The 11,436-nt window shown below is 69.9% G+C and carries 16 protein-coding genes and 1 pseudogene; 7 read left to right on the forward strand and 10 right to left on the reverse strand.

The annotated features are described in order from the left end of the window. Nucleotides 1-193, forward strand: a pseudogene (locus tag C7C46_RS35550) (alpha/beta hydrolase); the annotation flags it as partial. A gap of 97 nt (nt 194-290) precedes the next feature. On the opposite strand, the gene C7C46_RS32885 reads toward C7C46_RS35550, so the two are convergent. Both C7C46_RS32885 and C7C46_RS32890 read right to left on the reverse strand, forming a co-directional pair. After that, a complete protein-coding gene (locus C7C46_RS32885; RefSeq protein ID WP_110673572.1) occupies nt 291-917 on the reverse strand; it encodes a response regulator in 627 nt (208 codons plus the stop codon). Further along, nucleotides 914-2,266, reverse strand: a complete 1,353-nt coding sequence (locus C7C46_RS32890) for a sensor histidine kinase (protein ID WP_110673573.1) — start codon at nt 2,264-2,266, stop codon at nt 914-916. The genes C7C46_RS32885 and C7C46_RS32890 overlap by 4 nt, the downstream gene beginning before the upstream one ends. 220 nt (nt 2,267-2,486) lie before the next feature. Here C7C46_RS32890 and C7C46_RS32895 point away from each other — a divergent pair, with 220 nt between their 5' ends. Then, the gene (locus tag C7C46_RS32895) at nt 2,487-3,062 is read left to right on the forward strand and encodes a MarR family winged helix-turn-helix transcriptional regulator (protein WP_110673574.1); all 576 of its coding nucleotides are present in this window, start codon (nt 2,487-2,489) and stop codon (nt 3,060-3,062) included. Between the two features lie 7 nt (nt 3,063-3,069). Here the strand turns inward: C7C46_RS32895 and C7C46_RS32900 are convergent, their stop codons facing one another. The 3 genes from C7C46_RS32900 to C7C46_RS32910 form a co-directional block, all read right to left on the reverse strand. Further along, nucleotides 3,070-3,498, reverse strand: coding sequence for a hypothetical protein (locus C7C46_RS32900; protein ID WP_110673575.1), 429 nt, complete (start codon nt 3,496-3,498; stop codon nt 3,070-3,072). A gap of 121 nt (nt 3,499-3,619) precedes the next feature. Next, nucleotides 3,620-4,507, reverse strand: coding sequence for a hypothetical protein (locus C7C46_RS32905; RefSeq protein WP_110673576.1), 888 nt, complete (start codon nt 4,505-4,507; stop codon nt 3,620-3,622). 124 nt (nt 4,508-4,631) lie between these two features. After that, the gene (locus C7C46_RS32910; protein ID WP_110673577.1) at nt 4,632-4,820 is read right to left on the reverse strand and encodes a hypothetical protein; all 189 of its coding nucleotides are present in this window, start codon (nt 4,818-4,820) and stop codon (nt 4,632-4,634) included. 137 nt (nt 4,821-4,957) lie between these two features. Between C7C46_RS32910 and C7C46_RS32915 the strand changes: the two genes are divergently transcribed. Continuing rightward, on the forward strand, nt 4,958-5,695 hold the full coding sequence (locus C7C46_RS32915; RefSeq protein ID WP_110673578.1) for a DUF5919 domain-containing protein: 738 nt from the start codon (nt 4,958-4,960) through the stop codon (nt 5,693-5,695). Further along, nucleotides 5,682-6,149 (forward strand): NUDIX domain-containing protein, encoded by a 468-nt coding sequence (locus tag C7C46_RS32920; protein ID WP_110673579.1) that lies wholly within the window; start codon nt 5,682-5,684, stop codon nt 6,147-6,149. Before C7C46_RS32915 ends, C7C46_RS32920 begins: the two co-directional genes overlap by 14 nt. Nucleotides 6,150-6,241: 92 nt before the next feature. Here the strand turns inward: C7C46_RS32920 and C7C46_RS35555 are convergent, their stop codons facing one another. Both C7C46_RS35555 and C7C46_RS32925 read right to left on the reverse strand, forming a co-directional pair. Further along, complete coding sequence (locus tag C7C46_RS35555) at nt 6,242-6,388, reverse strand: hypothetical protein (RefSeq protein ID WP_181442666.1); 147 nt, start codon at nt 6,386-6,388, stop codon at nt 6,242-6,244. A 45-nt stretch (nt 6,389-6,433) separates the two neighbouring features. Beyond that, a complete protein-coding gene (locus C7C46_RS32925) occupies nt 6,434-7,219 on the reverse strand; it encodes a helix-turn-helix transcriptional regulator (RefSeq protein WP_110673580.1) in 786 nt (261 codons plus the stop codon). 213 nt (nt 7,220-7,432) lie between these two features. Between C7C46_RS32925 and C7C46_RS32930 the strand changes: the two genes are divergently transcribed. Beyond that, the gene (locus C7C46_RS32930; protein WP_110673581.1) at nt 7,433-7,879 is read left to right on the forward strand and encodes an SRPBCC family protein; all 447 of its coding nucleotides are present in this window, start codon (nt 7,433-7,435) and stop codon (nt 7,877-7,879) included. 60 nt (nt 7,880-7,939) lie between these two features. Here the strand turns inward: C7C46_RS32930 and thiC are convergent, their stop codons facing one another. Then, complete coding sequence (gene thiC / locus C7C46_RS32935; protein WP_110673582.1) at nt 7,940-9,739, reverse strand: phosphomethylpyrimidine synthase ThiC; 1,800 nt, start codon at nt 9,737-9,739, stop codon at nt 7,940-7,942. Nucleotides 9,740-10,024: 285 nt separating this feature from the next. On the opposite strand from thiC, the gene C7C46_RS35560 reads away from it, so the two are divergent. Then, the gene (locus C7C46_RS35560) at nt 10,025-10,180 is read left to right on the forward strand and encodes a hypothetical protein (RefSeq protein WP_181442667.1); all 156 of its coding nucleotides are present in this window, start codon (nt 10,025-10,027) and stop codon (nt 10,178-10,180) included. A gap of 106 nt (nt 10,181-10,286) precedes the next feature. Here C7C46_RS35560 and C7C46_RS32940 read toward each other — a convergent pair whose 3' ends face one another. Beyond that, nucleotides 10,287-10,487 (reverse strand): DUF5326 family protein, encoded by a 201-nt coding sequence (locus C7C46_RS32940; protein ID WP_110673583.1) that lies wholly within the window; start codon nt 10,485-10,487, stop codon nt 10,287-10,289. Nucleotides 10,488-10,668: 181 nt separating this feature from the next. Then, nucleotides 10,669-10,986, reverse strand: a complete 318-nt coding sequence (locus C7C46_RS32945; protein WP_110673584.1) for a cupin domain-containing protein — start codon at nt 10,984-10,986, stop codon at nt 10,669-10,671. A gap of 59 nt (nt 10,987-11,045) precedes the next feature. Between C7C46_RS32945 and C7C46_RS32950 the strand changes: the two genes are divergently transcribed. Then, nucleotides 11,046-11,423: a phage holin family protein gene (locus C7C46_RS32950; protein WP_110673585.1), complete on the forward strand. Its 378-nt coding sequence runs from the start codon at nt 11,046-11,048 to the stop codon at nt 11,421-11,423. Nucleotides 11,424-11,436 lie beyond the last annotated feature (13 nt).

Consider the following 11,436-nt stretch of genomic DNA (forward strand, 5'->3'; position numbering starts at 1 on the left):
GTACGCCTTCGAGTCGAACCTGACCAACGGCACGGTGGACGCCGCCGCCTCGGCGCTGACCGCCGACACCAGGATCCCGCGGGTGGACGCGCAGACCGACGACTCGATGACCCACCTGGACATCCTGACCGCCGACCCGGCGCACAACACCTTCACCCGGACCGCGGCCACCTTCCTGGACTCGCTGCGCTGACCCAGCCCCCCAGACGTGCTGCGGCCCCGCCGGTTCCGGCGGGGCCGCAGCACGTCGCGGTCTACGTTCGCTGGCTGAGCGCTCAGTGGTTGTGCGGTCAGCGGTGGATCAGGCCGCGGTCGATCGCGATGTTCACCGCGTCGATCCGCGAGACCGCGTCCAGCTTGCCGAAGATGTTGCGCAGGTGGCGCTTGACGGTGCCTTCGGTGATGCCCAGCCGGCTGCCGATCTGACGGTTCGACAGCGCCCGGGCGGCCCAGTGCAGCACCTCCAGCTCGCGGGCCGACAGCCCGCCCGCGGCCGGCTCGCGCTGCGGGGCCGGCGGCAGCCCGTCGTCCTCCGCCGCCGTCCGCTGCCGCACGGCCGCCACCAAACGGTCCCGGCTCACGCTCTTGTGCAGGTAGCCCTGCACCCCGGCGGCCCGCAGCTGCGCCACCAGCTGCGGGCTGTCGTCCATGGTGAGCACGATGATCCGGGTGCGCGGATCCCCCGACAGGATCCGCTGGACCGTCACCGGGGGGTCGTTCTGCGGCATCTGCACGTCCAGCAGCACCACGTCCGGCCGGTGCCGAGCCGCCAGCCGGACCGCCTCGGCGCCGTTGCCGGCCTGCCCCACCACCTCGAACCCCGGCTCGGTGCCCAGCAGTTCGCACAGCGCCTCGCGCAGCAGGGTGTGGTCGTCGGCGACCAGGATCCGTACCCGTTCGGCGGCGGGGGCGGTCACGCGGTGGCCTGCCCGTCGATCGGTACCCAGACCAGCACCTGGGTGCCCCGGCCCGGGGCCGAGCGCAGGTCCAGCGTGCCGTTCAGCAGCTGCACCCGCTCGCGCATCCCGTCCAGGCCGTTGTGCTCGGGCACCGCGGCCGGGTCGAAGCCGCGGCCGTCGTCCAGCACCTCGACCTGCACCTCGTGCGGGGCGATGTCCACGTGCACCACGATGTTGCCGGCCTGCGCGTGCTCGATCGCGTTGCGCAGGCACTCCCGGATGATCACGAACAGCTCCTCGGAGAGCTGGGCCGGCACCCAGTCGTCCGAGCCGCGCACCTGGATCCGTACCGCGCCGCCGGCCTGCGGCAGCGCGGCGGCGAAGCCCTTCAGGGCGAGTTCCAGCGAGCCGGACACCTGGCTGCGGCGCAGCTCGGTGACCAGCGAGCGAGTGGTGTCCATCGCCTCCAGCACCGCGGCGGTGGCCGCCTTGACGTGCGGGTCGACGCCGGCCGCGCTCTGGTGCAGCTCCAGCTGGCGCAGCGCCAGGCTGAGCGAGTTGCCCAACTGGTCGTGGATCTCCCGGGCCAGCTTGCGCCGGCCGAGGTCGTTCAGCTCCTGCACCCGGTTGAGCAGGAAGGTGTCGTAGCCCACCGAGCCGCTGGCCAGGCGCCGCCCCACGCCCTCCTGGAGCGAGCGGACGGCGGCGGTGTAGTGGCCGTCGCAGCCGCGGCAGCGGCGCTCGGCGGCGGCCAGCTCCTCGGCCCACCGCTCCGGGGCGCTACAGGTGGGGCAGACCCGCACCACGCTCGGCCCCTCCGGCTGCGGCTGCGGCTGACCCTCGGTCACCGCGTTGGCGAGCGCCTCCAGCACGATGTCCAGCAACAGCATCCCGGCCCGGATCGAGTGCGTCAGGTGCAGCCCCTGGCGGATCCGCTCGCCGCCCAGGTTGACCACCTCGGCGATCTCGGTGCCGGTCACCGTGGAGCGGCCCTCGGCGAGGCTGACCGCGCAGTCCATCAGGATCCGGCGGGCCTGCACCACGCACTGCTCCCAGGCCTGCGGGTCGGTGGCCAGCGGGCTGTTGATCGCGCGCAGCTCCTCCTGGTAGCGGGCCAGCACTTCGGGTTCCTGGGCGAGCAGGCGCTGGGCGGCGCCCTGCCGGCCGTCCACCCGGGTGAGCAGGGTGACCGGTTCCGGCAGGATCACCGGCTCGGTCAGGTCGACCGGTTCCGTCAGGTCGACCGTGTCGGTCAGGTCGAGCCGGTCGGTCGGGTCGACCGGTTCCGGCAGTGGGCGTGCCTTGCCGCGGCCCGTCCTGTCGACCGGACGGAACGGCAGTACCGAACCCATCTCGTCGTGCTCCATCTGGGCGACCCCTCCCCGTGACTGCCTGAGGCGCCTCCAGCTAAGTACCGAGCCGGGGGAGGCCGCCAGCGATCGGTGCGCTCCAGGTGCACGGTCGGACCGAGGGCGGCGCACTGAGTCAGGTCGCGGCCCGGACTGCGGGCAACTGCGGTCATTGGTCACGCTCTGACCTGGGGACTTGACTGATCGTCATATGAGACGACTAAAGTAGCGCTTCATTATGAAGCAGGTACACAAATCATCGCTCCACTCCGGCGACAGTCTGGCCCACGACGCCGACGACTGCCTCTACGATCCCGGAGTCCGTTCCGTGATGGCCGAGTTCACCCTCGGCGCGGAGACCCTCGACCTGGAGGCGGCCAGCGCCGTGCGCGCCGCCCACCACTCGATCGAACGCCTGCGCAACCGCGGCGCCGCCGGGCGCGGGCTGAGCACCGGCGCGATGGACCTGCTGATCCGGCTCAACGCGACCGCCGGGGAGCCGGTCAGCATCGGTGACCTGGCCCGGGCCGGCGGGGTGAGCTCGCGCAACGTCACCGGCCTGGTCGACACCCTGGAACGGGAGGGCCTGGTGGAGCGGGTCGGCGACCCGCACGACCGGCGCGCGGTGCTCACCCGGATCACCATGGCCGGGCGCAACTGGCTGGACACCTACCGCCAGCCGACCCAACGGGCCATGGCGGCGGTCTTCCGCGGCTTCACGCCCGCGGAGCTGACCCTGCTGCGCCACCTGTCGCTGCGGCTGGTGGAGAACCAGCAGCGGATCGAGCGCCACCTGGAGCAGCAGGACTCCTGAACGCCCCTCAGCCCTGCTGCTGGTACGGGTTCGGCTGCTGCTGCTGCGGAACGCCGTTGGGGTTGTACGCGGCGGCGTTGGGGTTGTACGCCACGGCGTTCGGGTTGTACGCCGCGCCGGGGTTCTGGAACTGCGCCTGGGCCTGGGCCCGCTGCTGCGCCTTGGCCGCCTTGCCGGCGCTGACCGCGCGGGCGATGAGGATCACCGGCAGGATGAAGGCGTAGATGAACATCCGGTACTCGCCACCGGTGAAGAACCAACCCAGGTAGATCGCGTAGGACGCGAACGCCACACCGGCGATCGCGTTGATGACGCGCCAACCCGTCGTCGTCTGGGCGAAGTTCACCAGTGCCACCGCCACCATGGCGATACCGCTGATCAGCAGCATCACCACGTAGATCGAGAACAACGGCTCCGCGTTGAAGTCAATGTTCACGCTGATACACCCCCGTATAAAGGTCGAATAAAGTCCGAACAGGACCGATCGCGCACAGTACTGGATCAGCCCTGTCTTGTCTCCTCCAAATCTCCTTCGGGCGCACCTCCTTCACCCACGGTCAGACGGCCGCCCGCCGACGAGGCAGAGCTGAGGAGGACTCCACCCGGCCGGACCCCCGGGCCTTGGCCTCGGGATGCGCTGCGCCGGCCAAGGGCGGTTCGAGCGGATCTCCTGGCTGATCTTCGCCTTCGTGGGCCTTGCGGACCTTGCCGTCGGCCACGGCGAACTGCACCGCGTTCGAGGGGGCGATCTGGGAGATCAGGCCGTTGACCAGGGCGCTCTTGCCCTTGCCGGGCAGGCCGCCGACGACCATGCCGGGGACGTCGGCCATGTTCAGAACGGCGGGCACGGCGTACTCGTTCAGGCCGAGGTTCCACACCGCCAGGTCGGCCGGCACCGAACCGTCCGGCACGGCCGTGATCTTTCGGGCAAGCGGCTCGTTGCGCAAAGCGCGCAGGAGCAGACGGCCGGGCTTGTCCACGGCCACGGAGACCCGGGTGCAGCCCCAGGCTTCGGCCAGGTGGTCGGCGTGCTTCTGGAACTCGGCCAGACCCACGCCGGGAACGGTACGCGCCTTGACCTGGACGCCGTAGCGGTCGCACTTCGTGCTGATCGAGGGGACGAGGATCTTCGGGGAGGGCGTGCGCTGCCCGTCGATGACGAGCGTCTGCCCGAGGCTGGGATGACGGTCGGTGGTGACCAGGCCGATCGCCTTGGCCAGGCGGGTCCAGCGGCGGCGTATCCAGAACACCTGACGGATGCTGGCCCGGGTCTCGCGGTCGGCGATCAGGTACCGGCCGGTGATGAGGAGTAGCCAGGCCAGCAGGACCAGCAGCGCGGCCCCGAGCGCGTACCAGGCTGCCGGAGGGACGGCGAGATGCCCCAGCGACGGAAGCAGGTCGGGCCCCGGGGAAGAAGACGGGGAAGGAGCAGGAGTGTTCGACACGAGAGCTTTCCTTGCGAGGAGTTGACGAGATCACGGGCGCAACGGCCCGGGTCAGGCGACGGGTGAGGCCCGGCCGGGCCGGCGAACAAGAGGTCCACCGGCCCGACCAGGACCGCTCTGCCGGTCACGACTTGACCGCCTTCGGTGTGGTGGCGGCAGCCAGGGCGGTCATACCGCTGGCCGGGGCAATCGCCAGGGACTCGGCGCGGTAGGCCACGCCCTGCTGCACCTGGCCGTTGAAGACGTTCGCCCACGGGGTGGCGATCAGACCGACCGGGCGCACGACGGAACCGGCCGTCAGCGAGGTGTCCACGCCGTCGTCCGCCGACGAGCAGTCAGCGGCAGCGACCCGCCGTGCCCGACTCGGCCCGTGGCCGGACACCGGGGAGCGAGGAGCATGCGGAAGCGTGTGCGCCTGGTGCCGGTACGCCGACGGATCGTCAGGCATCGATGGGCAGGGAAGTAGCGGCCGAAGCGCAGCTCGCAGAGGCATGTGGCGTCGACGCCAAGACGGTTGGCCGATGGATCGCCAGCCCCACCCGCATCCCCCATGCTCGACACCGATGGGCGGCCTGCGAGGCGCTGGGAGAGGAGGAATCCACCTTGTGGCCAACTGCCGTCCGCTCGGCGCTCAAGACAGGACCTGACCGCGAGGTCATCCAGGTGTTCCCCTATCGATCAGCGGCACCCGCCTCGCTCTGGCGGTCGCTCATCACCAAGGCGCAGCGCGAGCTGACCTTCGCGGGATACACCAACTACTTCCTGTGGCTGGAGCAGGCGAACCTGGCCGGCGCGCTCCGCCGGAAGGCTCAGACCGGGTGCCGGGTCAGGTTTCTGATTGGCGATCCGGACAGCTCAGTCACCCGGGCCCGCGAGGCCGAGGAAGGCGTCCCACTCACCCTGTCCACCCGCATCGCCGTGACGATGAGTGAGCTGCAACGGCTGCGGGACGTCGGGGACATCGAGGGACGCTTCGAAACCGGTCACGTCAACCTGTCTGTGTTCCGCTTCGACGACGAGATGATCGTGACGCCGATCCTTGCCCGCAGAGTCGGTCATGACTCGCCGATGATGCACTTGAGACGCGCCCAGGACGACGGCATGTTCGACCGGTTCGCCGATCACGTCGAAGAGCTCTGGAGTCGCGGGCGCAACATCTGGGAGGTAACCGAGCATGGCCAGGCGTGACTATGAGGACGATCCGAACGCACCGAAGCCCAACAGCCTCGTTCCAGCCGCCTCGGTGGTCGTCGTGGACGAGTCCGGCCGCATCCTGCTCCAGCGGCGCACCGACAACGGAGTGTGGGCACTGCCCGGCGGGAAGATGGAGCTGGGTGAATCACTGGCGGGGTGCGGCATCCGGGAAACCTTCGAAGAGACCGGCATCCAGGTGGAGATCACCGGCATCGTGGGGACCTACACCAACCCCGGCCACATCTTCGCCTATGACGACGGTGAAGTACGCCAGGAGTTCTCCATCTGCCTGCTCGCCCGACCCGTCAGCGGCGAACTGCGCGTGTCCGACGAGTCGTTCGAGGTGGCCTGGTTCGAACCGGACGACGTGGACGGCTTGCCCATGGTCCCGAGCATCCGCAAGCGGATCAACGACTGGCGTTCCGAGCAGGGGCCGGTCATCCGGTAATCGGCGGGGGCTGGGGCCTTCCAGGACGAGTGAGCCACACAGGCACGAGCCCTTCCCCGAGGATCGAGGAAGGGCTGAGCTGGGCGCAGGCGTCAGTCCGCCAGCGGCAGGTAGACCCGGTTGCCCTGGGCCTTGAACTCGTCGGACATGGCCTTCATGCCCTCGACGGCGGCCTCGTCGTACTCCGGCGAGGCCGCGCCGCCGCCGAACTTCTCATTGATGGATTTACTAATCTTCATCGACGCCAACGTCAGGCGGGAGTCAGCATATTCAGCCTCCCTGACTCACGAGGCACGCGCTCCGGGGGCGAGCAGTCGGCGCAATGCGGTGGGGGCGTATCCCACGTGCTCACGGATGGTGCGGGTCAAGTGCGCCTGGTCGGCGAAGCCGAGCTGTGCTGCCAGGTCGGCCAGGCCGGGTGCGCCCTCGGAAATTCGGTCCATGGCCCGGGTCACGCGCACGCGGTTGCGGTAGCGGGTCAGCGAGACGCCCGTCTCCCGCGAGAACACCCGGCTCAACCGGTAGGGCGACACCTCCAGCAGCGCAGCCAGCGCGCAGAGCCCCCCGGCCTCCGGGACCTCGTCGATGATCGCCTGCCGCGCCGCGGCAGCCAGCGCCCGATCGGCCGGCCGGGAGCGGACAGCCGGCCCGCCGGCCGCGGCCGCGACGAGGCGGAGCAGTTCCTCCGGCAGCGCGTAGTCGATGTCCCCGGTGCCCGCGGCGGCGACCAGCCGGCGGTGGGCGAGATCGACGCGCGCGTCCACGTACACCGCCGTCGAGGCGAGCGGGCACCCGAGGAGGGAGGGCTCGAAGCTGACCGACGTGCAGACGTCGCCGCCGGCTGGGTGCGCGAACCGCTCCTCTTCACCCGGCGCGCCCGAATAGGCCATGGTCGGGTCCAGATCGGCGTCGGTGCCGTCGGCCGATCGCCGGAACCTGCCGCGCTGCACCAGCACCAGGCGGTAGTCGTCACGAGTCTCTGGCTGCGACCACCTGGTGTGGTCGGAGCGGCACCCCACCACCGCGACGGTGAACTCCGGCCGGGCGGCGAGGATCGAGGCGGACAGCATGCCGCGAACGGTACCGGCCGGGTACGACAGAACGGCCCGCAAGGATCTTCAAGACCTAGGGTGAGTTGCCCTGGATGCTGGGGCCCACGTGATGACACGCCCCCGGGCCCTCGCCGAGTTCTCCCGCAAGGTCACCCGCCGGGACGTCGGGCAGGCCGACGACGGCTTCGTCCAACTCTGCATCACCTCGGACTGACCAGGAGTTGATTACCCATGGCCTCGATCCACAAGGAACTCGTCATCGACGCCCGCCCCGAAGCAGTGTGGGCGGTGCTCAGCGACTACGGCGCGGTGCACGAGCGGCTGGCGCCCGGGTTCGTCGTCGACACCCGTCTGAGCTCGGACACCCGCACCGTCACCTTCGCAGACGGCACCATCGTCCTCGAACGGCTCGTCGACCTCGATCACGAGGCTAGGCGGGTCGCCTACACCGTCATCGGCGGCAGCCTCCACCCGTCCCACCACCACGCCTCCATGCAGGCCCTTCCGGAGGCCGGCGGCCGCACGAGATTCGTGTGGCACACCGACGTCCTGCCCGACGCTCTGGCCGCACCGATCGCCGAGTTCGTCGAGCACGGTTCGGCGGTCATCCGCCGCACGCTGGAGGCCGCTTCACCGGCCCCGCTCGGGCCCGCACCCGCCTCGACCCCGGCTCGATGACACGACGGCTGAGCGCCGCCCCGTGGTCGGAAACACCCTCGGGACGGCGCTCAGCGCAGGTCAGTCGGCGAGCGGCAGGTAGACCCGGTTGCCCTGGGCCTTGAACTCCTCGGACATCGCCTTCATGCCCTCGACAGCCGTCTCGTCGTACTCCGGCGAGGCCTGGCCGTTGCCGAACTTCTCGTTGATGCTTTTGCTGATCTTCATCGAACAGAACTTCGGCCCGCACATCGAGCAGAAGTGGGCCGTCTTCGCGGGCTCGGCGGGGAGGGTCTCGTCGTGGAAGGAGCGGGCCGTCTCGGGGTCGAGGGCCAGGTTGAACTGGTCCTCCCAGCGGAACTCGAAGCGGGCGTCGGACAGGGCGTCGTCCCAGGCCTGGGCGCCGGGGTGGCCCTTGGCCAGGTCGGCGGCGTGGGCGGCGATCTTGTAGGTGATCACGCCGGTCTTCACGTCGTCGCGGTTGGGCAGGCCCAGGTGCTCCTTGGGGGTCACGTAGCAGAGCATCGCGGTGCCCCACCAGGCGATCATCGCGGCGCCGATGCCCGAGGTGATGTGGTCGTAGCCGGGCGCCACGTCCGTGGTGAGCGGGCCCAGGGTGTAGAAGGGGGCCTCGTCGCAGATCTCCTTCTGGAGATCCATGTTCTCCTTGATCTTGTGCATCGGGACGTGGCCCGGGCCCTCGATCATCACCTGGACGTCCTTGGCGCGGGCGATCCGGCCGAGTTCGCCCAGGGTCTGCAGCTCGGCGAACTGCGCCTCGTCGTTGGCGTCCGCGATCGAGCCGGGGCGCAGGCCGTCACCGAGCGAGAAGGTGACGTCGTAGGCGCGCAGGATGTCGCAGAGTTCCTCGAAGTTGGTGTAGAGGAAGTTCTCCTGGTGGTGCGCCAGGCACCAGGCGGCCATGATCGAGCCGCCGCGCGAGACGATGCCGGTCTTGCGACGGGCCGTCAGCGGCACGTAGCGCAGCAGCACGCCGGCGTGCACCGTCATGTAGTCGACGCCCTGCTCGCACTGCTCGACGATGGTGTCGCGGTAGACCTCCCAGCTCAGCTCCTCGGCCTTGCCGTCCACCTTCTCCAGCGCCTGGTAGAGCGGGACGGTGCCGATCGGGACCGGGGAGTTGCGCAGGATCCACTCGCGGGTGGTGTGGATGTTGCGGCCGGTGGAGAGGTCCATGACCGTGTCGGCGCCCCAGCGGGTGGCCCAGGTCATCTTCTCCACCTCCTCCTCGATCGAGGAGGTGACCGCGGAGTTGCCGATGTTGGCGTTGATCTTCACCAGGAAGTTGGTGCCGATGATGGCCGGCTCCACCTCCGGGTGGTTGACGTTGACCGGGATGACGGCGCGGCCGCGGGCCACCTCGTCCCGGACGAACTCCGGGGCCAGGCCCTCGCGCAGCGCCACGAACTCCATCTCGGGGGTGACCACGCCCTGCTTGGCGTAGGCGAGCTGAGTGACCGCCACCCCGTCGCGGGCCCGCAGGGGGCGGCGCGGGCGGCCGGGGAAGACGGCGTCCAGGTTGCGCAGGTTGCCGCCGCGCGGCGAGGTGTGCTTGATCCCGTCGTCCTCGGGGCGGGCCTCGCGCCCGTCGTACTCCTCGACGTCGCCGCGCTGGCGGATCCACGGGTCGCGCAGGGCGGGCAGGCCGCGCCGCACGTCGGGCTCGTAGCCAGGGTCGGTGTACGGGCCGGAGGTGTCGTACAGCGGTACGGTGCGGCCGTTGGTGAGCTGCACCTCGCGCAGCGGCACCCGCAGGTCGGGCCGGGAGCCCTCGACGTAGGCCTTGCGCCAGGCCGGGGTCGGGTACCCGGTGGCCGCGGACTGGACCGTGGCCGGACGTGCGTCATCGAACGTGGTCATCTGACCTTCTACTCCCTACGCCGGCATTACCCGGTCCAGGTTCCTGCGGTCGGCACAGCCTTCGGCACGCCCGTCGGCGTGACCTTTCAGTGCCCTCTCAGCCCGGTGCTCCGAGCTCCCGTTGGCAGGCGGACTTGCCTGCCCAAAGACGTGAACACGGTAGCCGCAGCTCCTCGCACGGTCCAGTAGGGGTCCGCTGGGGGTCCGCACAACGGAGCCTGCGGCAGCCTGGGGGCCACGCGTCGGGTCGCACGAACCGGCGGGTGGACGGACGGCGGAGTGGGGATGGGCGAGATGTTCGCCAAGGCGCTGACCACGGACGGCACCGGGCTGGGGTCGGCCCGCCGGCTGCTCGGCACGGCGAACGGGCCGGGGGAGCAGCAGCCGAAGGCGCCGGCGGTGGCCGAGCAGGCGATCCCGGTGCAGGGCGAGGGCCAGTAACGGCCCGCTGCGGCAAGCGGCAGGAGTGACAACGCGAGGCGCCCGCCCCCAGCAGGGGGCGGGCGCCTGAGCGGAGAGTGCGCGGCGGGCCCGTGACGGGCCGAGGTCAGCTCCGGGCGGCCTTCTTGACCAGGATCACCACGGCAGCCGCGATGCCGACCACGACCAGCGCCTTGACCGCGAACCAGATCAGCGAGCTCACCACGCCGATCACGAAGCCGATCACGTTGAACGCGATCACCAGCAGGATGATCGGGACCACGATGTTGCGGACCCAGCCCGGCAGCGACTTCCAGATCTCAGCCATCTTCAGTACCTCGTCTCCCTCGGGTCGGCTCCACTCGCCGCATCCCGTCCGCTTTGGTACTTCGATCGTAGGAGGGCCGGAGAGCGGAAACGAGGGAATCGGCCCCGGAGAGAACCCGGATAAAGCCCTGAGGGAAACCCCTCGGGTTCGCCCCTACCCGGGCGCTGCCGGCCCCTTCGGCTCAGGCCTCCGGCGGTGAGAAGACCACCAGCACCCGCAGCTCCTCGGTGATGTGGTGGAACCGGTGCGGTACTCCGGCCGGCACGAACACCACGCTGCCGCGCCCCACCGTGCAGGTCTCGTCCCCCACGGTGAGCGAGGCCCGCCCGCTGATCACCTGGTAGAGCTCGTCCTGCTGGTGCGCGCCCTGGGTGTCCGTCTCGCCGGGCGCGAGCGCGTACAGCCCGGCCGACATCGTGCCCTCCTTCAGGAAGCGCAGGTAGGCGCCGTTCTGGGCGGCCCGTTCGGCGTCCAGCCGGTCGAGACGGAAAACCTTCATCAGCCCGCTCCTCGTTGGGTGCTTCCGTGATCCGCCCGAGCCTGTCACGATGCGGAACCATGAAGCACTTCGTCCTGAAGACCCTGATCAACGCGGCGGCCATCTGGGTCGCCGCCTGGCTCGTCAAGGGGATCACCCTGTCGAGCGGCAGCTGGCAGCACCAGACGCTGACCATCATCCTCGTCGCGTTGATCTTCGGGGTGGTGAACTGGTTGATCAAGCCGCTGGTGAAGTTCTTCTCGTTCCCGCTCTTCATCCTCACGCTCGGTCTGATCACCTTCGTGGTCAATGCGCTGATGCTCTGGCTGACCTCGTTCGCCTCCGGCAGGCTGAACCTCGACTTCCACGTCGACGGCTTCCTGCCGGCGCTCTTCGGCTCGCTGATCATCAGCCTGGTCGCCTGGGGACTGCACCTGGCCCTGGACGACAACGACTGACAGTGATGATGTG

It is taken from the genome of Streptomyces tateyamensis (genome assembly GCF_003205575.1).
Lineage (GTDB): Bacteria > Actinomycetota > Actinomycetes > Streptomycetales > Streptomycetaceae > Kitasatospora > Kitasatospora tateyamensis.